Source organism: Anatilimnocola floriformis (genome assembly GCF_024256385.1).
Taxonomy (GTDB): Bacteria; Planctomycetota; Planctomycetia; order Pirellulales; family Pirellulaceae; genus Anatilimnocola; species Anatilimnocola floriformis.
In genome coordinates, this window is sequence record NZ_JAMLFW010000001.1 from 3244950 (window position 1) to 3270701 (window position 25752).

A 25752-nucleotide genomic window follows, 5' to 3' on the forward strand; every position below is an offset into this window, starting at 1 on the left:
GCCCCTGCCTTAACGATGAGATCATTATATGGCTCGCTTTGTGCGTCCTGACCAATGGTTTTTTCCGTTGTCCAAAGTCAGCAAGATTCTGCTGACGACTGGCGCCGCTCTCCTGATCGGCGCCGTCGGGCTGTATTGCTACGCTTACCTGGGGCAACCAGATGATAAGTTTAGTTCCATTACCGCCGCCGTATATTTGACGGCATGTGCGACTTTTGCGGTTGGATTTTTGGTTGGCTGTTTGTTTGGTGTGCCGCAAACGATCCAGGATGCAGTAGCCACTCCCGCTGCAACGGCTGCCGGCGCGGCTGGAGCAACGATTCTCTTTCGCCCCAGCAATCAGTTGCAGCAAGTATCCGATTGGTTGGTGAAGATCATTTTGGGCGCGAGCCTCACGCAGGTGAACAAGCTTTCGCTCCTGGGCGATTACTTAAAGGACTTCGTTGGTTCGCCCGTCGCCGGCGTGATGATTTCCGTCTACTTCACGATCGTCGGATTTTGGTGCGGTTATTTCATCATGGTCGGTTGGCTCGGACAATTGATCCGCGAAGCCAGCGATGACTTGATGAGCGATCTCCGCCGCGCCGATATCGATAACAAGCTGCAGCAATCGCTGTTTGGTTCGGCGCAGGCCCAAGATGCGGCAGTCGCCAACGCAGTCGCCTATCTGCGCGACGGCAAGCAAGGGACGGCCGACACCTATGGACACCTGGCCTGCGCGATTGGCCAGAAGTACGAGCGACTGTCCGCAGACACTGCCTTCGACAAAAACTCAGCGGACGCCGAGCAACTGCGCATGGAAGTCGTCTCCTATGCCCAAGAGGCGATTCGGCGCGATCCTGAATGGCGTGTCGTATTTCGAAATCTCAATGACGGTCCCGATTTGGAAAACGACCTCGCGATCTTCAAGCAAGCAGGACAAGATCCGAACGGGACGATCAAGAAGTTCTTGGACTCGCTCTATCCCGCCGGTCCGGCGCCGGCAGCACCCGCGCCTACAGCGCCCGCCGCCTGAGCTGCCCTGGCTCCCGAGTGCTATCTGGAAAAAAAAGCCCGAACGTGCTATACCGCAGGCACGGAACTTAACGGGCAGCAGGACCTCAAGCAGAACAGCCATGGGACGAGATTTCGAAAATCGCAAGCATTCGATCATGAAGACCGCGGGCCAAAAGTCCAAGGTCTACTCCAAGTATGGCAAGCAGCTGTATGTGGCCGCCAAAAACGGCGTCCCCGATCCCGATGCGAACCCCGTGCTGCGGGCTCTGGTCGAAAAAGCCAAGCGCGATCAAGTGCCGGCTCACGTCATCGAGAAGGCCATCGAAAAAGCGAAGGGGGTGGGTGGCGAAAACTTCGTCACAGCCCGCTACGAGGGCTTTGGCCCTGGCAACTCAATGGTCATCGTTGATTGCTTGACCGACAACAATAACCGCACCATCACCGACGTCCGCAACGCCTTCACGAAGACCGATTCGAAGATGGGTGGCTCGGTCACCATGTGGTTCGATCACCTGGCGATCTTTGCCTTCAAGGGTGAAGAAGAGCCGGTTCTCGAGACTCTCATCGCTGCTGACGTGAATGTGGAAGAAATCGAGAACAAAGACGGGAATCTGACGGTCTTTGTTCCGGCCGCGGAGTTCTATAAGGCGAAGACCGCTATTCTCGCCGCGTTTCCAGACACAAAGTTTGAAGCTCAGGAAATCTCCTACCTGCCGCAAACCAGCAAGACGCTCGAAGGAGACGATCTGGCGATGTTCGAGAAGTTTTTGAGCATGCTCAACGACTCGGACGACGTGCAGGACGTCTACCACAACATCGACCTGCCACGCTAACGAGCAGTTCTAACGCCGCCAACCGATGCGACGGCCCGAAACGCAAATTTCGCCCGTCGCCAGCGCTCGCAGCACAGCTGGATAGGCTTCGCACTCCGTCGCAAAGACGCGCGCCTGCAGCGACTCCGCTGTATCTTCGTCGCGCACGGGAACAGGCCATTGTCCAACAATCGGGCCGTGGTCGTAGTGATTGTCGACGAAGTGCACCGTGCAGCCGCTAATCTTCGCGCCGTAGTCGATCGCGGCCTGGTGCACTTTCAAGCCGTACATGCCCTGGCCGCAAAAGGCCGGGATCAGTGACGGATGAATGTTGATGACGCGGTTTTCAAAATCGGCGGGAATGGTCACGTGCTTGAGAAAGCCCGCCATCACCACGTACCGCACGCCGGCGGCCCGGCAGGGCTCGAACATCTGCTGTTCGTAATCGCTCGAAGCGATTCCCTTTTTCTTTTCGATCACCAGCGCCGGGATCTTTTCATCGGCTGCGTATTGCAAGCCTTTGGCGCTCGGGCTGCTGCTGATCACCAGCCGAATATCGATCGGCAGGTCTTCGCTTTTTTTTCGCTCGATCAGATTGCGCAGCGTGGTTCCGCCGCCGGAAATCCAAACAGCAATCGGCAGCGGCGTTGTTTCTGGAGACATGCCTTCTCAACCGCGGCGATAGACAGGAAAGCCCTTGCGCCGCTGATCGCTGTAGCGCTCGAGCGCTTCCAGAATGATCGGCTTGGCGAACTCGGCTGGCTGCAGGTCGTCGACCTCGACGGTCTTTCCTTCCAGCAGTTTGTAATCCTGAAAGAAACGGCGAATGAGATTCAGCCGATGGGCTGGCAGTTCGCTGGCTTCTTTGTAGCCGTTGTATTCCGGATCATCGAGCGCGACGGCGAGCAGCTTGTGATCCTTCTTGCCGCTGTCGATCATCGTCATGAGTCCGATCACGCGCGAATAGACGAGCGTCATCGGGCTGACCGGTTCTTGGCAAAGGACGAGCACGTCGAGCGGATCGTCGTCTTCGGCCAGCGTTTGCGGAATGAAACCGTAATTGGCCGGGTAATGCACCGACGAATACAGGATGCGGTCGAGCTTGAGCAGGCCGGTGGCCTTGTCGAGCTCATACTTCACATTGCTGCCGCGGGGGATCTCGATGACGGAGGTGAACTCGCTCGGGAGATGCGAACCGGGGACAATATCATGCCAAGGGTGGGTCATTCGTTGACTCGATAGGGGCGGGATAAAATCAGCCCTATAAAAAATGGCTACGGGCCGCGGAAAACTGAATCGCAGCAAACTTTGCTTCCGCCTGAGGCTCTATCATACTGACCAGGTACTGTACGACGTAGACGGCTTGACGTCTGACACTCTGAATTCTTTTGTGAAATTTCAGCGCCGCATGACCGATCGACATTCCTCGTTGCACTCCGCGATTGAGTCCCGCACCGCCCAGATAGGTGTGATTGGCCTCGGTTACGTCGGCTTGCCGCTCGTCCGCACCTTTGTGCAAGCTGGTTTTCGCTGCATCGGCTTCGATCTCGACAGCCGCAAGGTCGCGAAACTCGCCGCGGGCGAAAGCTACATCGGCCACTTGCCCGATTCTTGGATCAAGGAGATGGTCAGCGCCGGCAAGTTCGCCGCCACCAGCGACATGTCGCGTCTAGCCGAGGCCGACGCCATTCTGATTTGCGTGCCGACGCCGCTGACCGACAGCCGCGACCCCGACTTGAGTTACGTCGAAAACACCGCGCGGCAAATCGCCAAGTCGCTGCGGCCTGGGCAACTCATCGTTCTGGAAAGCACGACCTACCCCGGCACGACGCGGCAGATTGTGCTCCCCATTTTGGAAGCAGCTGGACTAAAACTCGGCAGCGACTTTTTTCTGGCCTACAGTCCCGAGCGCGAAGATCCCGGCAATCCAAATTTTTCGACACAGCGCATTCCAAAGGTTGTCGGCGGTGCTGACCCGCTCAGCGGCGAGCTTGCGAACTTGCTCTATTCCCAAGCCGTCGTGCAAACCGTTCCGGTCGAGAATTGCGAAATCGCCGAAGCCTGCAAGATTTTGGAAAACGTCTATCGCGCGGTGAATATCGCGATGGTCAACGAACTAAAAATTCTCTTCGATCGACTCAACATCGACATCTGGTCGGTGATCGCCGCGGCCAAGACCAAGCCATTCGGTTTTCAGCCGTTCTATCCGGGTCCCGGCCTCGGCGGACATTGCATTCCGATCGATCCGTTTTATTTAAGCTGGCTGGCCCGCAAACACGAAAGCCCCGCGCGCTTCATCGAACTCGCCGGCGAAATCAATTGGGAAATGCCGCGCTACGTTGTGCAAAAAGTCAGCGACGCGCTGAACGACGCCGCCAAGCCTCTCCGCGGCAGCCGTGTTGGCATCTTAGGCGTCGCCTACAAGAAAGATGTCGACGATCCGCGCGAAAGTCCCGCCTTCCGCATTATCGAAATGCTCGAAGACCGCGGCGTGGTCATCACCTACCACGATCCACACGTCCCAGTCCTCCCCAAGATGCGTCACTACCGCGTGCCTGATCTGCAAAGTTCCGCACTCACGCCGGAATGGCTCGCCGCGCAAGATGCAGTGCTGATCGTGACCGATCATACGGCCGTAGACTACTCGCTCGTCGTCAAACACTCGGCAGTTGTGATCGATACTCGCAATGCAGCGCGCGGCACCAATGTGCGGCGCGCTTAGTTTCGGGCGTCGTCAAAACATTCCATCGTTAAACGTTAGTGATTGCGATTTCCGCGCCTGGTTTGTTGAGGTCCGGGAGCTTGTCCTTAACCGTAGCGGTGCCCGAGAGGCTGGCGAAGAAGAAATCGAGAGCCCCAGCACCGCCGTTTAGCGTGTCCGACACGCCATCGGGATTGAGTGCGCCGTCGAGATCCATGGCCAGTTGCGATGTCCGGGCCGCATACGTTCCGGCTCCCGTCCAGTGAGCCAACAGGTTGGCTAGATCGGCGGCGATCGAGTCGAAGTCGGTCGAACTGTCGATGAGCAGATCCTGCCCCGCGCCGCCGGTGAGATTGTCGACGCCAGCGCCACCAATCAAGATCGCGTGGCCAGCGTTAGCGCCGCCTGGTGGAGTGCCGCCAACTTTCAGCGTGTCGTTGCCATTACCACCGACGAGAACGGCAGGGCCGCTGCCGGCGATCAACGTGTCGTTTCCGTCACCACCAAACAGAATCGCAGTGCCGGAGCCGCTGGTCAGCGTGTCGTTGCCACCCTTGCCGTCGATTTGCAGTTTGCCGGCGTAGGCCGAGGCGTTGATCACGTTGGCGCCGGCTCCTCCCGTCAGTTCCGCGGCTTCAAAACCGTTGAACGAGATCGCGCCGCGCCCAGCTCGCGTTAGAGTCGTGTTATTCAGCGTCATCGTGGTGGCGTTGTCCGTCACAGCCAATGTGTCGGTCCCCGCGCCAGCCGTCAGGGTCGCAGTTCCGGCCCAGTTATCGATCGTGAATTTGCTATCTACTGCTCCCGCAACGGAAGTCAGGATTGCATTTTCAATCGCATTGAGCTGCACCGTCGGCTTGGCAGGGCGCTGCAACTGCGTCGGGGTGAGCGTGTAGTTGTCGCTGCCGACATCTTCGATCGTGTCGGTGCCAGCGCCGCCGTTCACCGCCAGGGCCCGCGTCCAGCCACTCACCGTGAACTTGTTGTTCGCGGCGCCACCAGTCAGGGTCGCGCTGGCAATGCCGGTCATCGTCACCGTGGAGGTCGTCGAGCCCGAGGTGCGCGTGAGGAGCGAATCCGTCAGCACAAAGTTGCCGTCGCCCGTGTACGCCACGGCATCGCTGCCACCTGCACCATCGATCAGCACATTGACTGCCAGGTTGTTGAATACGAAATAGTCGAACCCCGAGGTGCCCGTGAGCTCGATCCGTTCGATCTGCGTGTAGGCATCGGCGGACGTACCGACCCGCACGGTAGTGCTCGAAATATTCGCGCCGCCCGGCTGTTCGACGATTCTGTCGAAGCCTGCTCCGCCGGAGATGGTGTCGTTCCCCGCGCCGCCGATGAAAATATCGTCGCCGGCGTTACCCGCCATTACGTCGGTACCATCGCCGCCGATGATCGTGTCTGGGCCGCTGCCGCCAGAGATCGTATCGTTGCCGGCATCACCATAGATGGTCGTCGGAGTATTGATCGGCTTAGCCGTGGTCGATTCCACGACGATCGAGTCGTTGCCCGACCGCCCCGCGATCACCATGCGGCTGATCGACGCCAGCGAGAAGGTGCCGATTGCGCCAATACCCGGATTCATGTAGACCGTGATCATGCCCGGCGACGTAACACGGACCACGATCGCATCGTTGACGTTATCGCGCCCCGTGATCACGAGCACATCGGGGTTGGTCGGGCCGGGATTGTCGGCATCGTCGATCAGCACCGCCGTCCCTTGGGCGAAATTCTGGATCGTGAGTTGATAGTCTTCCACCTCGCCATCGTTGGCTAGACCAGTCGGCAGCGTGGAACCATCGGTGCTGATGCGGAAGCGAGCGTAGGTCGTGCCCGTGACTGCATCATCGGGAATGGCCACAGTGAGTGTGTTCAACCCGGGCGTGACTGTCAAACCATTGGCGATCTTCTCGGCAACGTCGAACACGCCGTTGCGATTGAAGTCGATCCAAGCGTCGACAATGCCCGCCGCCGTCGCGTTGAGGGTGATGTTGGTCTTCACTCGCGGCTGCAGAGTGGTCGAGCTAAACGTCACGCCGTCTTCATCATCAGTGCCGTTGGCGTCATCACCGGTCGCGGTGGCATTCGGCTGGCTCGCGGTTTCGAAATCACGTGTTCCGAGCAGCGGTCCGCTGCCGTCGTCACCTTCATAGTGCTGCGCCACGCCATAAGTGGCGGGAGCATCGCCAAAGTCATAGTCTGCAACGTTCGTGAGGTTAATCGTCACCGTCCCGGTGTCGGTATTGAAGCCATCGCTGACTTCCACCGTCAGCGTGAACGTCGGGTTGGTAGTGAACACGAGTCCGCTCGCATCCGCAACCGTGATCTGGCCGGCATTGTTGATCGCAAAAGCACCGCCGGTGTTACCTGCCGTGATCGACCAGGTGAAGGTTGAATTCAGATCGGGATCTGTCGCCGTGACGGTGCCAACAGCAGCTGCAATCGCGCTGTATTCCGGAATCGAAAACGGGCCTGCCGGATCAACGACTGGGGGCTCGCCAATCGCCGATAGAGTCACGTCGGTGGTGTAGTAGTTGATCCGCAGCTTTTCGGCGTTCAGCAGGAACTCTTCATTGTCCTCCAGGTCGACGAAGGTTCCGATGCGATTCGTCGACGTTACGATCGCGAAGGTGTCGCCCACGGTTGGTACGTATGCGCCCGTAATCGTCAGGTCGGATGCCGACAGATCGACCGAATCGGCGATCACATCCACTGCGCTGTAGTCGTTAGCTGCGGTAAGCGTCAGTTCAAGCTCTCCACGCAAGATGACCGCGCCGTCGGCGGTGAGGGTTGCATCTCCGACGCCGACACTTAGCTTGCCATCGAGCCCAATGTTGACACCGGCCGTTAACGCGACAGTCGTACCGCTAATCAGCGTGCCGGAATCTTGCCCGACGTCTCCAGTTGTCGCCGTTAACGATACCGACGCCAACGCGCCACCACTGGCTGTTTGGATCGACTCTTTCACCGTAAGGTAACCGGCAGTCGTCACCGATACGGTCGTGGCAGCGACATCGGAGGTGATGCCGCTCAGCGTGCCGACTTCGCCAATGACGAGCGTCGCGCCAGAGTCATTCTTGAACTTGATGTCCCCGGCAGCATCGTTATCCATCGCAACTGTCAAGACATTGTTGGAGCTCGTGTCGAGCGTGATGTTCGCTTGCGCTTGCACGCTCAGCGCGTCAGCTTCGATTTTGCCTTGAATGCTGGGGTTGGAGTATGACTGCGAGATATCTCCATTGACGGAGGTCAACGCAACCGCGCCGAGTCGTCCGCCGCCAGTCTGTTGCATGGCATAGTTCAGGACGATACTGCCGGTGTTCGTAAGTTCGACGGTCGTATCCGCATCATCCGAAGTGATGCCGGTGACCGAGCCGACATTGCGAAGCGAGGCCGACGCGACCTGGAGCGATGACGAGTCGTTATTGAATTCAATCGCACCTTCCGCATCGGTGTGAGCTTGAAACACGGTCACGCTGTTCAACTGATCCAGTTGGATATTGGATTCAGCGATAATGGTGAGCGCAGTAGCGTGAATCGTGCCCGCGGCGGCTTGCGACACGCTGCCGTCGGTCGAAGCAAATCCAACATGAAACAGCGAAACGCTCGCGGACCCAATCGATTGGTTCACAGCGAGATCGTCGGCCGTATTGATCCCGACGATCGTACTGGTCGAAGTTGAGCTAATTCCGGAGATCCCGTTGACCGTGCCAATCGTCAACGTACCGCCCGAGTCGTTCTTCAGGTACACACCAAAGTTGGTCTGCGTCGTAGCGGCAAACGTCGAGACATTGTCGTCGCGCCATCGAGCTCGATGCTTCCGTTCGCAGAAATTCCCAGTGATGCTGCTTCGATTGTTCCGCCAGCCGTTTGAGTTAGGTCGCCCGTGTTGGTGAGCAGCAGCCTGTTGAGTTGTCCGCCACCGATTTTCTGGATCGGCGCAGTCACACTCAGACTACTGTTGGTCTGGACAGTGACGTTCGTGGTCGTAACGCTCGACGTGATACCAGTAATCCCGCCGGCCGTCCCGATCGTCAGCGTGGTACCGGGGTTGTTCTTAAACGACATGTCGCCGCTGCTGTTCTTCAGCGCCAACGTGCCGACGCGATTGTTGGCTGTGGTGAGATCGATCGCTGCCGTAGCGTCGACGCCGAGCGAGATGGCGGTGATCGGACCGCTCGCTGTCTGCGACACGTTGCCGCCGGTCAGGAGAACAACCGGGCCAGTGATGCCAGCCGCTCCAATGCCTCGGCCGCCAACATCCACTGAACCGACCGCCAGATCGCCGCTACTAGTAACTTCAAAACTTCCGCTCGCAGCCGAACCAGCGATCGTGCCGATGCTGTTGCTCGCGCCGGTGAGCGAAACCGAATCGGCCGCAGCATACAACCGCGACGCGGTGACGGATCCGCCTGAGCTCGTCGAGATCGTACCATTTGCTTGGAGCGCCACGACGTTGTTCGACTTCAGTATGAAACCATTCGCGAAATTCGTCGCTACGCCGGTAAAAGAGATATCGCCAGTGGTGAAGACGCGCAGCGTGCCGACGGTAGCCTCGTCGAGAGCGGCCAACTCATTGGCCGTGAAATCCATGCCACCCAAGTTGAACGAGTTATTGAACGCGACATCGGTGGTCGCCAAGATTTCCACAGCCGGCGCGGAGACCGACTGCGACATCGCCCCGTTGAGCGCCAGCGAATTGGTTTCAAAACGAAGCGTTCCCGTCGACGAGTTGCCAGCAATGCTGTTGGCGACATTCACGCTCGCGCCGCGCAGCGTAATTAACTGACTGACGTCATCGCCGAGCGCCATAGCGCCCGAGACAGTGACAGTGCCGCTGGCAGCTACGGTCAGATTGGTCGCGCTGACCGCATCAAGCTCGCTGTTCGTCAGCCCAGCGCCCCCCAGCGTCAGGTTCACGCCAGCGCCGACAGTCTGCAGCAGAACGCTTTGACCTGTGATGGCCTTAGAGGCATCGAGGTCGAAGGCGTCGGCAGACAAAGTGAGCAGTTTCCCCGTTCCGTTCGCGGTCACTGCTTGGTTGACAGTGATAGTTTTTGTCGCAGCCGACGACAGGGTGACGTTGCCATTGGTTGTCGTGACACCCGAAACGGGTGTGAACGGGAAGAAATTTGTGGGAACCGTCCCCACTGTCAGGTCATCCACTGACTTGAAACTAAAATCGCCGGGGTTAGCAGCCTGTGGATCGAAGAAACCGCCGTACGCAAAGACTTTGCCGGCGATCTGCGATACGTGATTGTCTGCATTCAGCGAAACGCCCCCTCCCGCTTCCGCATACACGGAATTGGCAGTGATCACACCAGCCGAGGTTTGCGATACGGTGAAAGTATTCGTTTGAATAACGCCAGAAGCCAACGACACCGTTTGTCCAGGAGCGTTGATGGGAGCGCGCAAAATGACATTGGCCGAGAGAGGGTGGAAATTCACCGCGCCGGTGGAGTTGATCGTTTGATCGATGTCGATCGTGATACCTAACCCTTGGCTGGAAAGCGTTAATCCATTGACGGTGAGAGGTCCACCCGTTACGTCAACAGTAACCCCAAAGGCGGTAACGTTCTGGTTGGCAAAAGCGGCGCTGCCGATGATGTTGACCGAGTCGAAGACCACATTGCTGGTTTGACCTGTGTTGACAAAAACCGAGTCGAAGTCGGCCATGTTGTACTGAGCCGTCGAGAAGCCCCCCGTAATCGGGTTGCCATCGATCGTGCGATCGGTGCTCGTCAGCGTCAGCGTGCCGTTGAAAGCAGATAATGTCAGGTTGCCATTGTCGTTGGTGTCGATGACCAGCGTGTTGCCCTGGTCTGTCGCTGTGATCGCCATCATCGATCGTTCTTCGAGCGATTCCAGTCGCAACGACTTCCGAGCTGCGCCACGCAGAGAGCGTTTTGCTCGAACCGTTGAAGCGGCCTTTCCCCCCAGCAAGGACTGCTTCAGCGATTGATACCAGCGTTGGACGGAAAAGTGCATGGCGATGCCACCGATGTAGTTCATGTAAGTGTTGACAGAACTCGGGAGGGCAGCATCCCGAACGCACCGGTTCAACATCGGCATCGCGCGATGTGCAGCGTGCGAGAAACTCAGCGTTTGAAAAAAGAGGCCGCTAGAGTTCAGTGAGTTCCAAAAATTTGCCGCGCGCCTTTGAATGCGAGACATTGACAGCGCCAAAACTGGAACGGAATGAGAGGGGTGTTTTACGTTGACGTCAGTGCGCGGAACTCAACGCAATCGCAGTAGGTATTTCCCACCCAGCAACAGGTGGAGCAGCCCCTCTGTCAGACTTTGGCCGAATGCAGCGGAAGAATGTGACGCAAGCCGATCTGAGCCAGCAGCAGAACACTAAACGCAGCTGAACTGGGCAATTACCGTGCGTTCGGCGCTGCTGCGATTTGCAAGGGAAGCGGTAGAGTGGAGCGCCAGACCAGAATCTGTTGCCCGATGTTGCCACCCTCAGGAATCTGGCCGACGAGAGTGAACGCGCCTTGCTGTAACGCTGAACTCAAGCGCTCGATCAATTCCGTGGCCAGCGTGAGTGTTTGCTCGACTTCGTTTGGCTGCAATTCGCGCGAATGAAGAACAACTGCGTCCGCAGTTCTTTCGCGCGTCATCCAGACGAGACGACCGCGATCGGCCTTCAGAAGTTTGCCATCGAAATAACCGCGGCGAAGTTGGCCTGCCGAGTTGAGTTGCACGACTCGTTCGCCGCCGAAGAACAGGCTGAAGCTGCCATCTCGACGAAAACCGGCGACGACTGGCTCAGGTTCGTCTGGCAATTGAAATTCCGCGCGCTGCACGAGCGCCGTTGCCTCGCGCAGCAGATCTTCGCGGTCTGACTCTTGTCGCGCCATCGCTTAACCGCCGGTGAAGATGCGAATCGGCTCGTCGCTGCCGAGCGGGCCGAGCACGAGTGACAAGTAGTGATAAACGGCAGGCGGCACGAAGACTAGACTGTCGAAGCGATCGAGAAAACCACCATGGCCGGGAATCGCCGCGCTGAAGTCCTTGATGCCGACGTCGCGTTTGATCGAGGACAAGGTCAGATCACCGAGTTGACCGAGACCGCTAATGATCACGCCAAGGGTGATCAGTTTCGACCAATGATCCACGGCCGTTCCGCGAAACAGATAGTGCATCAACACACCGACAAGAATCGTGGTCAGCACCATCGCGCCGACGCTGCCGCTGATCGTTTTGCCAGGGCTGGTCGTCGGCAGCAGCTTCGGCCCTTTGAATGTCTTGCCGCAGCAATAGGCAAAGACGTCGTTCATTTCCACCGCCAGAATGATCGTCAGCAGCAACGGCCGAAAGCGAGGGTCATTCGTCATCAGCCCGAGATAGCCCAGCGAATAGCCAAACAGCAGCCAACCAAAGAGACCGAGCGCGACGCGCTGATTAAAACCCTTCGGTTGATCTTGATGAATCGTGCCGACCACGATCAGGCCCGTGCCGAGCGCACCGCAGGCGAAGAACAAACGATCGTAGTGATCGAAGCAAGCAAAACCGGCCATCAACGTGCAAACGAAGACGATGAAGTTAATCACGAAGTGCCCGGAAATGCCGACAGCTCGCGCGTATTCGCGATAGCAGAGCAAACTAAGAATCACGACGGCAACGATGGTGTACGCAGCGCCGAGCAGAATGGGTCCGGCGATCGCAAACAGCAACACGCACCACGATTGCCAGCGCAATTTCAATTCCGTCGCAGTCGCGGCTTTTAGTTTTCCAGCGGCGGCAGCGCCGTAAATGGCTGCACCGGAAATCACGATGCCAGCCGCGATGAAAACGAAAATGCCGATCGTCACCGGATGGTCGAAAGCCAAGCGTGGATCGAAGAGCCGCGTGAAACTGCTGTCGGCTGCGAGCATCATGCTTTGTTCTTTCGCAAATAAGCGGACATGCGCGACAAGCGACGCAGCACGGTGAAAACGCAGCCGACGATAATAATAGCCAGCGCCAAACTAATCACACCCGCGGTTGGGAATTGCTCCCACTTCGGCAACCAAGTCGCTGGCAGGTACGCCGCAACCACCGCGCTGATCGTGATCACGGCCATGCGATGTTGCTTTGCCATCGGCCCGCAAAAGTCGTTCGGAGCACCGGCCGCTTTCCCTTGCGCCCGCACATAGGCAGTCAGCACGGCCATGGCTGCCGCCCACAAGCCGAGTTCCGGCATACCACCAATCGCGTAACCAGCGCCGACGAGCGTGCCGATGTCGGAGATGCGATCGGGAACTTCGTTGTAGAGCTCGCCGACCGGCGAACGCTGGCCTGTTTCGATGGCCACCATGCCATCGAACATATTCGCGGCCAGGCGGAGTTGCACGCAGAGAGCGCCGAGCAGAAAACCGGCGATGTGAAAGCCTTCGATCCGCGTGCAGGCAAAGCAAACACCGGCGAGAACGCCAGCAAACATTCCCGCGACGGAAATGCCGTTGGGCGTGCAACCGATACGGCCGAGAAAGGAACTAATCGCGCGAGCCCAAGCCGTTTCGCGCGAAGCGATCGGCCGGCGTTCGGCGTTGGCAGGGTCACTCATGAAAACGAAGAGAATTAAAAGTAGCTGAATTCGCCAGAATTCAGAGATTGCAGTGAGACGCAACCATCTGAATTCTGGCGAATCCAGCTACCGTCGGTTGAGTTGCTCTACGGTACAAAGAGAACGTAGAGCAATGCAAACAAAATCGTGCCGACGACGGCTGTGATAATTCCCGACCAGCGTTTGCGCTTGATGTAAAAAATCAGAATCGTGCCGGTGATCGAAACAAACACCGTGACCAGCGCACTGAGATCGATCACCCACGACCAGGCCGCGCCGGTGTCGCGGCCTTTGTGCAGATCGTTGATGATCGCGACCACGCCCAGGGTGGTTTCGGTCACCGTGTATTTGCCATCTTCGCGGTTAATGTAAGCATCGGCAGTGTAGCCGGGGCCTTTGAAGATGATGGTGCACTCGCGGTCGTCAACGCGGAATTCGCCGACGGCGCCTTTGAGCCTGTGCGTCGCTCGCAGGTGCTCGACCACTTCCAGCTTCGCCACTTGCTGGGCGAAGTCGATTTCGCCGGACTCGGTTTGCGGTGGCGCGGTCAGACCGGCTGGCAGCGGCAGATTGAGCCAGTCTTTTTTGAGCTCGCCTTTATGCTCGGTGGTATGCACAGCCCCATCGATGCCGAACCACGTAGGGTGGTTCAGCGTGATGCCGGTGACTGCAAAGAACATGAGCGCGGCGAAGCCGAGGAGCGACACATAGATGTGCAGCCAGCGGACCGCGGCAGCAAACTGAGTGTTCAGCGTTTTGCCGTTGCGAGCCGTCGGCGGAGTCGCTTCCACCGGGCGAACGATCTCAGTTGGCCGCTTTTTTGGCGGCGGCACGATACTCGAAACTGGCGGACTTAACTTCGACATTGCTCTTCATTTGGGTAGTCTCGATTGGCTTCGTGCCGAGCTCGAGTGGTTGGCGGATGATTTGATAGGTTCCGTGTTCGCGGGCCACTTCGACAAACAGCGTGTACTTGCCCGGCTTCAGCGCCTTGCCGCTGTCGTCCAATCCATCAAACACCGCCTTGTACTCACCCGGGCCGCGCGAAGCCGAGGCAATTGTGTCAATCAAATTAGTTTTGTCGTCGGCGAGCTTCCGGACGTTGTCTTGTTTGTACCAGCGAAGCAGATCGCGATGCCAGCGCGGGCCCGGCGCCTTCGTGGTCATGAACAACAGGCCTGTGCGGACCGGAAACTCATCGGCATCCTCAAGCCAAACGGCGACATAGGGCCGGCGATACTGAGCGCCGGGGGCCCGAGCCAACTCAACTTTCACTTCCAGTTCCAACAATTCCGGCGTGGCCTTCTTATCGTCGGCTTGGGCGACGAGGTTGTTTTCGTCAGCCACTGCAGCGGCAAAGCGATAGAGAATCGGTTGTTCGTATTGTTCCCAGCCGGCGCTCTTGTGCTGTTCGCCGTTGCGCTCGATGAGCAGGCAAGCCGCGTTGTGCGATTCGACGAGCGCGAGGCTCTCATGAACCGGCAACACATTGCAGATGGTGGCGAGCGCGTCGGCATCGGCTGATGATTTGGCGATGACGGTAGCACTGATCACGTGATCGACCGGTTGGCCGTTGCGCGGATCGAGAATGTGCGAGTACCACTTATCGCCGATCTTCCAACCGCGGCGGTAATTGCCACTGGTGGCGACGGCGGCGTTGTTCACAAAAATCTTGGCCACGGTCGGAGCGTTCTCGGCCGCGTTCAGCGGATCGGCAATCGCGATCTGATGAACTGCATCGCCGCAGATCCGCATGTCGCCGCCGCAATTGACAACGAGGCCGTGGATCTTCGCGCCACTCTTCAGAGCTGCCTGGCAGGCGGCTTCGACGATGTAGCCCTTGGCGATCGCGTTGAACGAGATGGGCGTGCTATTGAGTGGCGTCGCGGTTTTGGCGGCAGCGTCAAGCTTCCACTGCTTCGCGGCAGCGAGCTTCACAGCGGCAGCCAACTCAGCAGCGGCTGGTGCCTCGTTGCGCGAGGCAGCGCGGTTCCACACCTGCGTGATGACTTCCGCGGCTGGATTGAAGACGCCGCGACTTCGTTCACGCCAGGCATCGGAAGTTTGCATCATCGCGAGCAACTCGGGAGAAACCGTTTGCGATTTCCCCACGTTCTGTTGCCAAGTCTTCAGTTCGCTGGCTTCATACGTACTGAAGATCTGCCGTTGCCGTTCGATCTCGCGCAGGATTCGCGCTTCGGCAGCGTTCGCCGTGGCGGCATCATCTGCCGTCAGGCGGATTTCGAGCGAAGTGCCGAGGACGTGCTCGTGGTTGAAGACGAAGTCTTCAGCGCGAGCACTCGTAAAACCGGCGATCAACAGCAGAGCGAACGATAAGGAACCAACAAAACGCAACGACATTATTTACTCCCGAGTGGGACCACGATTCGATAAAAAAGCTGCTTACGGATTGGCCTGCGGACGTGCACCTTCGCGGCCCTCGCGTCCTGGACGTCCACCTTCACGCCCCATCGGTCGGCCGCCTTCACGTCCACCTTCACGCCCCATCGGTCGGCCGCCTTCACGTCCACCCTCGCGGCCCATGGGTCGGCCACCTTCGCGCCCAGCCGGAGCCGGTTGGCTCTTCTTCACGTATTCTTCGATCTCTTCCTTCGTCGCCACGCCATCTTGGTTGGCATCGGCCTTTTCGATGATGGGCAGGAACCGCGGGCCGACTTCGTCCTTCGTGACCTTGCCGTCCTTATTCTTGTCGAGCTTCAGCAAGCGAGCGAGCAAATCGCCCACGCCTTCGCCGTCGGTGCCACCAAAGTTCTGCAGGGCCGAGACGACCGTCGATTCCGGTGTGAGGTCGAGCAGGGCGAAGTGAGCCAGCCCCGACTTCTCTTGATCGAGACCATAGAACAATAGCCGGCCGTTGTATTCCATCACCTGCTTGCCTTGCAGCGGCAGGTTCGACTGCAGCGGTTCCCAAGCATTCGTGCTGGGATCATAAACTTCAACCGTCGTTGCCGGAGCGAAGTGACCGTCGACCTTGGCAAAACCACCGGCCAGATACAACTTGCCGTTGAGAGCCACAAGATTCGGGAAGACGCGAGCCGTCTTCGGCGAAGCGATATCGGTCCATTGGCTGGTCTTCAGATCGAAAGCCGCAGCCGTGCCGACGATGCCAACTTCTGCCCCCAAACCGCCGACGACGTACACCTTGTCGCCAATCGTGGCAGCGCCCAGCGAACGGCGCGATGTAGGAATATCAGCCCCCTTCACCACAGTGGCCGGATCGTCACCGTCTGGCCTCCAAGTCAGTGTTTCCGCCGTCAGTCCCTTACCGGTGTTCACTTCGGCGCCGCCAAAGATCCAGACGGTTCCGTTCTGCGAAGCCGTGCTGAACATCGACCGCGTGCCAGGCAAGTGCTGGACGTCATCCGTCCAATTCTTGCTGCGAATGCGATACTGATAAATCGTGTCGAGCGACTGATGCTTGTCGCCGACGAAGCCGATGCCGCCGATCACATAGATCGATTGATCATTGCGCGGACCAGCGAGAAACGCACCGCCGCTACTCAGCCCGGCTGGCAGGTTAGGCAATTGCTCGACGCTGCGAGCCGCGAGGTCAAAGCGATAGGCTTCGTTCACAAACGACTCTTTGGAAAAGTCGTGCGGGTTCTTGCTCTTGTTGCCGCCGAAAGCATACAGCGACGAACCTTGCAGGAACAAAATCTGACTTTGCTTGGCCTGACCGCCGAACTCCACCGACCATTCGGCCAGTTTCGGTTGCGGCTTGTCGTTGCCGAGATTAATCGTCTCGAGACTGGCGAGGTAGCCGCCGCCACGAGCCACGCCGGCGATGGCCACGAGCCCCTTGTCGCCGGTCGGAACCAGCCGATGGAAGCTGCGCGGGAAGACCAGCCGTTCGACCGATTCCCAACCACTGCCGTCCTTCTTCAAAACGTTGACGATCCCTTCCGAGCCGTTGTAATACAGTCGGCCGCCGGTCGCAAAAGCCGAGATCGCAAAGCCCGAAAGGCTGTCATTCCCCGGCAGTTCCGGTCCCTTGCTCCAGCTGTTCGAAGCCGGATCGTAAATGTGAACTTCTTTGGTAATGCCGTTGCTGCTCTTCATGCCCCCCATCACCCACAATTTTCCTTCGTGAGCAGCGGCAGCGAGGGCCCGCGTCTGAAACGGCGGCGTGGCGATCTTTTCCCACTTGCTATCTTCCTTGGTCAGGTCGAAGGCGAGAGCGTCTTCATGCCAAGGCGAGTCCGACGAGCTGGCCCCTTGCAGATTCCAACCGCCGACCACATACAACTTGTCGCCAACCACAGCAGCGTCGAGTGACGAGCGAGCTTCAGGGAGCGGCGCGAGTTCTTTCCAGGTGTTCGACTTGCTGTCGTACTTGGCAAAGATGGCCAGCGAGTTGAATGCGGTTTCCTCGCCGGTTTGATTCGTAAAGCTCAAACCGCCGACGCGATAAACATTCCCTTTCCAAGCCACCAGGCCGGGGCTTTGCGACGGGACGTGCATCGCGAGCGATTCCCACTTGGGTTCTTTGTCACTCAGCTTCAACCGGGTGAAGTGGGGCGACAGGCCGTTCGTCGAGTTGCCGGGAATGCGGCCGATGTGCCCGCTGAAAACATACAGTTCGTCGCCGCTGACCGTCGCGCCAAAGCTGCTGATCGCTTCGGGCAACGGCGGGTATGGCATGGGGTTCAAAAAGGCATCGGCAGCAAAGGTTGGGCTGATGCAAACGGCGAGAGCAAGGCAGAACCAGCGCGCAAACATGGCAAGTTCCCGGTGGGAGATAAAACGCGACAAAGAAGGGCAGAGCGAGGAGCATCCCGCATTGCACTAAGCCTGGCATCCGCCGAACTTCTGACAATCGACCAGGGAGGGGGAAGGACGCTGGCGGGGAGCTGGCGAGCAAGTTGAGAGTCAGTCTCAGTAGCGAGTCAGTTTATGATTTGCGGGGTGGATGTCAAGTGGCGAAAGCGCGGCTTAAAGTAGCCGCGGCAAATTGAAACTATGAAGCCAAACGCCGATCACGATCAACAAACAGCTGGATGCGAACAACCCGAGCACGACGCGACCGCCCGGCGCTGGGTCAACGTAATCCCAGAAAGCGGCCGGCGCTAGGAGCGCCACGGCAAATCCGAGCACACCGCAGAAGATCATTGCTGGACCGATTAGTTGAATGCGCATGCTTCGAGTGCGAGGCAAAATACGCGCCGCCATAGCCGATGTGTCGTCATCTTCGCGCGCTGCCGAGTGGCAACTGCAGCGCGCAGCGGATTACAATCCTCCGCATCTGCTTATTACCTACTCTCCTGAAAGGCCCGCCATGTTGTGTTGGTTTTCTTCCCGCTTGCGAACGCTCGCTGCGTTTGCGTTTTTCCTGACGCTCGCTATTTCAGCCGCATCCGCTGACGAGTTCTTTTTCAAGGACGGCGACCGCGTGATGTTTCTCGGCGACAGCATTACCGAGCAGCATCAATACACGGCTGAACTCGAATCGTATCTCACGACCCGCTTTCCCAAGTGGCGACTGTCGTTCTTGAACTCCGGCATCGGCGGCGACTCGGCTGGCGGCGGCGCGGGCCGCTTCAAGACCCACGTGCTCGACGAAAAGCCGACCGCGGTCACCATCAACTTCGGCATGAACGACGGCGGCTACGGCAAATTCAACCAAGGTAGCTGCGACAACTTCATCAAGAACACCGAAAAGATGCTCGATGCCGCGAAGGCCGCCGGCGTGCGCGTGGCGCTGATCTCGCCCAACGCTGTCGATCGCCGCTACAAGTCGAATGGCGCGGAATATCTCGAAACGCAGAAGGAGTTCTATGCTCCGCTGGCGAAGAGCGCCGAGAAGTACGGCATTGCCTTTGCCGATCAATACACCAAGACCCGCGCTGCTTTCGAAAAGATGGAAGCCGACAAAGCCGACAACGTTAAACCGTTCGGCGACGGCTTTCACACCTCACCGCCGGGCGGCCTGCAGATGGCCCATGCAATTTTGACCGGGCTGAAAGCCCCTGCCGTGGTGAGCGATGTGACCATCGACGTCCCCAGCAGCAAAATCAGCGAAACCTCCTGCAAAGTTACCGGCTTGGCCGCCGATCCGACCGGCGTTGAGTTCACTCGTCTCGACGAAGCGCTGCCGATGCCACTGGAGCCCGACTACGCTTCGTTGTTGCCGTACCTCAATAACCTCAAGGACCTCAATTGGTACGGCTTGAAAGTCACCGGCCTCACTTCGGGCAAGTACTCGGTCGTCATCGATGGCGTGGAAGTGGCTCAGCACACGGCTGAGGAACTCGCCCAGGGTGTGAACCTCGGCAATGTCACCAAGGGCCCGGTGTACGCGCAGGCCAAGAAGGTGCGCGATGCCATCGGCGCCAAGAACAAGATTGTTCACGATCGCTTCCGCAACGTGGTGATGTACAACGCACCGGAATGGCTGGCCGATGTCGCTGCCGAACGGAAGGCCGCCGTGCTCCAAAAGAAGTCGGAACAAATCGCTGCCGCCCAAGCTTCTATCTATGAAGCCGTGCAACCGGTGAAGCACCAGTTCGCCGTCAAGGCAGTGAAGTAGCGTAGCCCTCACGCTCCGCGTGGGGTCACGCCACACGGAGTGTGGCTACTACACTGAGTTTCGTTCGCAGAGATGAAATTGAAAAACGGGGAAGTGAAATGTTGTCGTTTGAGTTTCGCGCGACTTGCGCGTTGATGTTGGTTTTTGTTGGAAGCATTTCACTTCCCGCTCAGGAACTTCCGCCGCTCAAAAAGGATATCGAGTTCGCCAAGGTGGGCGATGTCAGTCTGAAGCTCGATGCCTTTGTACCCGCCGGCGACGGGCCGTTTCCCACGTGCATCCTGGTGCACGGTGGCGGCTTCATTAATGGCACGAAACAGCACTACATCACGCCCCTGTTTCAGCCACTTTCCAAGGCTGGTTTTACCTGGTTCACGATCGATTATCGGCTCGCGCCGGCTCATCGCTGGCCAGCGTGTGCCGATGATGTGACCACGGCTGTTCGCTGGGTTCGCGAGCACGCTGCCGAGTACAAGGTCGATCCCAAACGGATCGCCCTCATCGGCGAATCGGCCGGCGGCCACTTGGTTTCCTGGGTCGGCGCGCAGAATGAAAAAGACAAGCTCGGCCTGGCCGCGGTCGTGCCGATCTACGCGCCGCACGATCTCGAATTTCAAGTGAAGTCCAAAGACATGCTCGGCAAGAGCATGACCGCGCTGCTCGGCTTAGAAGAACTGAACGACGATGCCTGGAAGAAGCTCCGCGAGACTTCGGTCACGACAAACCTGCCCGGCAAATTGCCACCGTACCTGCTGATTCACGGCACCAAGGACGAACAGGTTCCCTACGAACAATCGACTCGCTTTCAAAAGCAAACCCAGGCCCTCGGCAACCGCTGCGACCTGATCACCATCGAAGGTGGCGGTCACGGCATGGGTGGCTGGGACAAGCTGAACAGCGACTATCGCGATCAACTGGTTGCCTGGCTGAACATGACTCTCGCCCCTGCCGCCACGTCAGCACCGGCCGCGCCTGCTGCACCCTTCCCCGGCAAACAATCGGAATGGAACGAGTTCAAGCGTTACGACTTTGAAATCGGCGGCAAGAATGTCCTCGTCGTCGCGCCCAAAGAAGCCGCCGCGGGCCAGCCCTGGGTCTGGCATGGCGAGTTCTTTGGCCACAAGCCAGCGCCGGACATCGCGTTGCTGAAACGCGGCTTTCATATTGTCTACCTCAGCGTGCCAAACATGCTCGGCTCGCCGAAGGCCGTCGCTCATTGGAACGACTGCTACGCCGAGATGACGGGCAAGCACGGCTTGTCGCCGAAGGTCTCGCTCGTCGGGCTCAGTCGCGGCGGACTCTATTGCTACAACTGGGCCATAGCGAACCCCGACAAGGTCGCCTGCATCTATGCCGACGCTGCGGTCTGCGACTTCCGCAGTTGGCCTGGCGGCAAGCAACTGGGCGACAACTGGAAAGGCAAAGGGAGCCCCGGCGATTGGAAGCTGGTGCTCGAGCAATGGGGCTTCAAAGACAACGCCGAAGCCATCGCCTACACCAAAAATCCTGTCGACAATCTGGAGCCGCTCGCCAAAGCCAAGGTGCCACTGCTGCACGTCTATGGCGATGCCGACGACGTCGTGCCGTGGGAAGAAAACACCGGCGTGATTGCCGAACGCTATAAAAAACTCGGCGGCGAAATCGTCCTCATTCCCAAAGCCGGTGTGGGCCATCATCCGCACGGTTTGACCGATTCAACTCCGATTGTCGAATTCATTGCCAAGCATGGCTCGATCGCCCAGCCCGCCGTCACTTCCCAGGGACGGCGAGTCAGTGTGCAGATTAATCCGACCGGCGTCGAAGGCGAACTCGCGATGTCGGTCGACTTCAACTTCTGGGTGCCGAAGTCGTTCGAACCCATCCGTGGCATCATCGTGCATCAGCATGGCTGCGGCGTGGGCGCCTGCGAAGGTGGCCGCACCGCCGCTGACGATCTCCATTGGCAAGCGCTCGCCGCCAAGTGGAACTGTGCCCTCGTCGGCCCGTCTTACCGCCAGCAAGAATCACAGAACTGCCGCCTCTGGTCCGATCCCCGCAACGGCAGCGAAGCCGCGTTTCTCTCGGCCATCGACCTTGCCGCGAAAGCCGTCAAACGCCCCGAACTGAAAACCGCCCCCTGGTGCCTGTGGGGACACTCCGGCGGCGGCAGCTGGGCCAGCATCATGCAGGCCCGCCATCCCGATCGCGTGGTCGCCGTTTGGTATCGCTCGGGCACTGCTTTTCCCGCCTGGGAAAAGGGCGACATCGCCAAACCAGAACTAACCGCCGCCGTCTATCGCACGCCGGCCATGCTCAATCCCGGCGCAAAAGAAAACGGCGATGCCCGCTTCAAGGGAGCCTGGGACGGCTCGATTGCCATGTTCAACGCCTATCGCGAAAAGGGAGCCCCGATCGGTTTCGCCCCTGATCCGCGCACCAGTCACGAGTGCGGCGATTCGCGCTACCTCGCCATTCCTTTTTTTGACACTTGCCTCTCACTCCGTCTGCCCGCCGCCGACAGCGATGACAACAGTCAGCTGCACGACATCGACTTGAAAGCGGGTTGGCTGGCCAAACTCAACACCGACACTGCAGTCGCCGCCGCCGATTTCCAAGGCGAAGAAAAGCAAGCCGTTTGGCTCCCCGGCAAAGAGTTCGCAGCGGCTTGGACCGAATATGTAAAAACCGGTGCGGTGAGCGACACGACGAAGCCCCCCGCCGCGACCAACGTAGTCGCTCAGGAACAATTCGACAGCACGTGGCGAGTCACCTGGGACGTCAGCGCCGACTTCGAGAGCGGCCTGCAAAAATTCATCATCCTGCGAAATGGCAAAGAGATCGCTCAGCTGCCCGAAAAACCGACGGGCAAGTTCGGCCGGCCCCTCTTCCAGCCCATGAGCTATCACGACACACCAACCCCCGACGCCCGCTACGGCGCCGGTCTATCGCTGCTCGAGTTCATTGACAAGGACCTGCCGATCGTCAGCGGTGACCGCTTACCCGAATATCGCATCGTCGTGGTCAACAGCGTCGGCCTGCAATCATCCCCCAGCGAAACAGCAACCATTCGCAACAACTAACCTGGGTGCGATCTAAAAAAGTGCTCAAATTGTTGCCGGCGAGTAGGTTCAGCATCCGCGCGATACTCCCTCCTATTTTGTGGTAAAAGTTCACACTGGCAATGCATGCATCGTGAGCGCTCGGTAGGCAGCAGCCTTTCCTGCTCCCCTCGCCCCGCTTCGGGGAGAGGGGCTGGGGGTGAGGGGTGAACCGAAGCGAGAGTGTGCTAATGAGCACGCACTATGGATTGCCGAACAGTTCGCCAGAAAATTGAGTCAAACTCGCGCATTATCCCCTCACCCCCGACCCCTCTCCCCGAACGGGGCGAGGGGAGAGAGAAAAGGCGGCGACAGCGTCGCTGGCGTGAATGGCTACATTTTGTGCACAACTCTGACCTAAGTTGTCACCACATTCGCATTTAATTAGCGAGTGATCTTTCTCATTCAGGTTGATGTTTTTGAAAATGATGGTCGTCGCTGCGCTACCGGTGCGCGCGGAGAGCAGCCAACCGATGTCGAAGGGAGCGCTGCCGCGGACGCCATCACTTCGCGTTCGAATGATCGGCGCTGGTTATAAAAAGGTTATGGACTTGGTCCGATTTCATCGCCTGTTTTTGACGCAAGACGTTGGCTGCCAGGACATTGCCGGAATCGCAGAAATTTTTATAACCTGTTATATATTCCACCTCGCGGATTCAAGACTGCTACGGTGGCGAAGAGCATGGGCCTCGCCGATCTGCCAGGCGAGCACCAACTAACCAACCACTTCGTCCACGGTGAGTCCGGTAACGGTATCCTTATGAGCCCCGCACTCTTCAATCTGCGAATGAGTTTGAAATGACTGCCAAGCCAGTGTGTTCTCTGCTGCTGAGTTTTTGCTGCTTCGTGACGCTGGCACTCGGTGCGCGTCTGGGTGTGTGCGACGATGAGCGGGCCACTTGGTTCGCGTTTAATCCGCCAGTCGATAAATTCGCGGCTGATTGTCCACTCGACCTGCGCAGTCTCAACGAGAAGTTTGCCGGCGAAGGTGGATTCATCGCGGCCAAGGACGGGCAATTCATTCACAGCGCGACTGGCAAGCCGGTCCGATTCTGGGCGGTGAATGGACCGCCTGATGATCTGCACGGCGAAGAACTGCGGCGCTGTGCTCGTTTGCTCGCCAAGTATGGAGTGAACCTGGTGCGAGTCCATTCCGCGATGTTCGATAAAGATGGCGAACCCGACCCGGCCAAGATCAAGCGCGCTCAGGAAATCGTTGCCGCGATGAAGGCCGAAGGGATCTACACGCATTTCTCGATCTACTTTCCGTTGTGGTTCTCACCGCGCGCCGATCTTCCCTGGCTCGCTGGCTACGACGGCAAACAGCACCCGTTTGCGGCCCTCATGTTCAATCGAAAGTTTCAAGAGAAGCATCAAGCGTGGCTCGCCGCATTGCTGACCACGCAGGATGAAACCACCAAGCAGCCGCTGCTCGCCGATCCCGCCGTGTTCGGCGTCGAGATTCAAAACGAAGACTCGTTTTTCTTTTGGACCTTCGCCGAGAAGAGTATTCCCGCAGCGCAACTGCAGCTCATCGAGCAGCAGTTCGGCGATTGGCTTATCAAGAAATATGGTTCGCTCGACAAGGCATCGGCAGCGTGGAACAAACTGAGTTTGCCGCGCGATGCCTTCGCCGAAGGCCGTGCGGGCATCCGGCCGTTGTGGAACATCTTCAACGAGCGAACGCCCCGCGACGTCGATACGGCGACATTCTTGTTGGAAACGCAAACTCGATTCTACGAAGAGACCCGTGACTATCTGCGTAAGCTCGGTTTCAAAGGGCTCGTCACGGCGAGCAACTGGCACACCGCCAGTCCCGAGCGCCTCGGCCCGCTGGAGAAACTCAGCTACCTCGCTGGCGACTTCATCGATCGGCATGGTTATTTCGAGTGCAACCATAAGGGAGACAATGCAGCCTGGTCGATTCGCCAGGATCACACCTACAGCGATCGGAGCGCTCTGCGGTTCGATGGCGGTGAACCAGGCCAGCCGAAGCAATTCGTGCATCCGATCATGGATCCGCAGTACGGCGACAAGCCGTCGATGATCTCTGAAGTAACCTTCACCCGCCCCAATCGTTTTCGCTCCGAGGCGCCGCTCTACTTCGCAGCCTATGGCGCGCTGCAAGACAGCGATTGCATCGTGCATTTCGCCTTCGACGGCGCGCGGTGGCAAGTCAAGCCGCGATTTTGGATGCAGCAATGGACGATCGCCACTCCGGCCATGCTCGGACAGTTTCCTGCGGCTGCGCTCCTTTATCGTCGCGGCCTAATTTCTGCTGGCGATGTCGTGGCGGATGCGACGCTCAACAAAGATGAGCTACTTCGCTTGCAAGGAACGCCGTTGCCGCAAGAGGCATCGTTTGACGAACTGCGGCTGAAAGACGTTCCTCAGGGTGTCGAAGTGAAACCGGGGCAACGGCTCGATCCGCTGCTGCACTACGTCGGCCGCACGCAAGTGAAGTTCGCCAACACGCCAGCGAATGTCAAAACCGTCGATGCTGCTCGCTACATCGACCGCAAATCGCAAACCGTAGCCAGCACCAACGGCGAACTAAAGCTCGACTACGGCAAAGGGCTACTGCTGATTAACTCGCCCAGCGCGCAAGGAGCCAGCGGCGCGATTGCATCGGCAGGTAAAATTGAATTGCCGGCGCTGACGATCGAGAGCGATCTCGACCTCGCGCACATCATCGCGGTGTCGCTCGACAACGAGCCGCTGGCGACCTCAAAACGAATTCTGTTGCAAGTCAACTCCGAAGAGCAAGCGACCGACTTCGCCTCGGAACCTGCCGGTTCGGGAATCAAACGCATCACCAACATCGGCCGCGATCCTTGGCAAGTCAAACGCCTGAGCGGTCGAGTTGCGTTGCGGCGCAGCGACGCAAATGAACTCAAGGTGACGCCACTCGATTTCAATGGCTATCCGGTGGATGCTGCGGCACCCGCCAATGCGACATCGATCCGTTTACTTCCGACCACCCTGTACTATTTGATCAGCCGCTAACTCCTGGAAGAGCGGGCTTCGGGAAAAGGCACCATTGCCTCGCGACCGCAGAC

Annotated in this window: 16 protein-coding genes; 6 read left to right on the forward strand and 10 right to left on the reverse strand. The window is 58.5% G+C overall.

The genetic code is table 11. From position 1 onward, the window contains the following. The first annotated feature begins 28 nt into the window (after window positions 1-28). A complete protein-coding gene (locus tag M9Q49_RS12505) occupies window positions 29-1015 on the forward strand; it encodes a hypothetical protein (protein ID WP_254509079.1) in 987 nt (328 codons plus the stop codon). Between the two features lie 100 nt (window positions 1016-1115). Next, entirely contained in the window at window positions 1116-1829 is a 714-nt protein-coding gene (locus M9Q49_RS12510; RefSeq protein ID WP_254509080.1) for a YebC/PmpR family DNA-binding transcriptional regulator, read from the forward strand. 9 nt (window positions 1830-1838) lie between these two features. Here M9Q49_RS12510 and purN read toward each other — a convergent pair whose 3' ends face one another. Further along, window positions 1839-2471, reverse strand: coding sequence for a phosphoribosylglycinamide formyltransferase (gene purN, locus M9Q49_RS12515; protein ID WP_254509081.1), 633 nt, complete (start codon window positions 2469-2471; stop codon window positions 1839-1841). A 6-nt stretch (window positions 2472-2477) separates the two neighbouring features. Next, the gene (locus M9Q49_RS12520) at window positions 2478-3035 is read right to left on the reverse strand and encodes an inorganic diphosphatase (RefSeq protein ID WP_254509082.1); all 558 of its coding nucleotides are present in this window, start codon (window positions 3033-3035) and stop codon (window positions 2478-2480) included. Window positions 3036-3216: 181 nt separating this feature from the next. Between M9Q49_RS12520 and M9Q49_RS12525 the strand changes: the two genes are divergently transcribed. Further along, on the forward strand, window positions 3217-4530 hold the full coding sequence (locus tag M9Q49_RS12525) for a nucleotide sugar dehydrogenase (protein WP_254509083.1): 1314 nt from the start codon (window positions 3217-3219) through the stop codon (window positions 4528-4530). A 28-nt stretch (window positions 4531-4558) separates the two neighbouring features. Here the strand turns inward: M9Q49_RS12525 and M9Q49_RS12530 are convergent, their stop codons facing one another. From M9Q49_RS12530 to M9Q49_RS12565, 8 genes are all read right to left on the reverse strand, one after another. After that, on the reverse strand, window positions 4559-8266 hold the full coding sequence (locus M9Q49_RS12530; RefSeq protein ID WP_254509084.1) for a beta strand repeat-containing protein: 3708 nt from the start codon (window positions 8264-8266) through the stop codon (window positions 4559-4561). Further along, a complete protein-coding gene (locus tag M9Q49_RS12535) occupies window positions 8257-10503 on the reverse strand; it encodes a beta strand repeat-containing protein (protein ID WP_254509085.1) in 2247 nt (748 codons plus the stop codon). Before M9Q49_RS12535 ends, M9Q49_RS12530 begins: the two co-directional genes overlap by 10 nt. 392 nt (window positions 10504-10895) lie before the next feature. Further along, a complete protein-coding gene (locus tag M9Q49_RS12540; RefSeq protein WP_254509086.1) occupies window positions 10896-11381 on the reverse strand; it encodes a hypothetical protein in 486 nt (161 codons plus the stop codon). A gap of 3 nt (window positions 11382-11384) precedes the next feature. Further along, a complete protein-coding gene (locus M9Q49_RS12545; RefSeq protein ID WP_254509087.1) occupies window positions 11385-12401 on the reverse strand; it encodes a phosphatidate cytidylyltransferase in 1017 nt (338 codons plus the stop codon). Further along, window positions 12398-13069 carry a CDP-alcohol phosphatidyltransferase family protein gene (locus tag M9Q49_RS12550; protein WP_254509088.1) on the reverse strand — a complete coding sequence of 224 codons (672 nt, stop codon included), beginning with the start codon at window positions 13067-13069 and terminating at the stop codon, window positions 12398-12400. The genes M9Q49_RS12545 and M9Q49_RS12550 overlap by 4 nt, the downstream gene beginning before the upstream one ends. 107 nt (window positions 13070-13176) lie before the next feature. Beyond that, complete coding sequence (locus M9Q49_RS12555) at window positions 13177-13935, reverse strand: PepSY-associated TM helix domain-containing protein (protein WP_254509089.1); 759 nt, start codon at window positions 13933-13935, stop codon at window positions 13177-13179. Beyond that, entirely contained in the window at window positions 13874-15430 is a 1557-nt protein-coding gene (locus M9Q49_RS12560; protein WP_254509090.1) for a DUF2271 domain-containing protein, read from the reverse strand. The genes M9Q49_RS12555 and M9Q49_RS12560 overlap by 62 nt, the downstream gene beginning before the upstream one ends. 42 nt (window positions 15431-15472) lie before the next feature. Then, window positions 15473-17809, reverse strand: a complete 2337-nt coding sequence (locus tag M9Q49_RS12565; protein WP_254509091.1) for a Kelch repeat-containing protein — start codon at window positions 17807-17809, stop codon at window positions 15473-15475. A gap of 556 nt (window positions 17810-18365) precedes the next feature. On the opposite strand from M9Q49_RS12565, the gene M9Q49_RS12570 reads away from it, so the two are divergent. The 3 genes from M9Q49_RS12570 to M9Q49_RS12580 all read left to right on the forward strand — a co-directional run bounded on the left by M9Q49_RS12570 (window position 18366) and on the right by M9Q49_RS12580 (window position 25699). Further along, window positions 18366-19616, forward strand: coding sequence for an SGNH/GDSL hydrolase family protein (locus M9Q49_RS12570; RefSeq protein ID WP_254509092.1), 1251 nt, complete (start codon window positions 18366-18368; stop codon window positions 19614-19616). Between the two features lie 134 nt (window positions 19617-19750). Beyond that, window positions 19751-22675: an alpha/beta hydrolase gene (locus M9Q49_RS12575; RefSeq protein WP_254509093.1), complete on the forward strand. Its 2925-nt coding sequence runs from the start codon at window positions 19751-19753 to the stop codon at window positions 22673-22675. 816 nt (window positions 22676-23491) lie between these two features. Then, entirely contained in the window at window positions 23492-25699 is a 2208-nt protein-coding gene (locus M9Q49_RS12580) for a hypothetical protein (RefSeq protein WP_254509094.1), read from the forward strand. The last annotated feature ends 53 nt before the right edge of the window (window positions 25700-25752 follow it).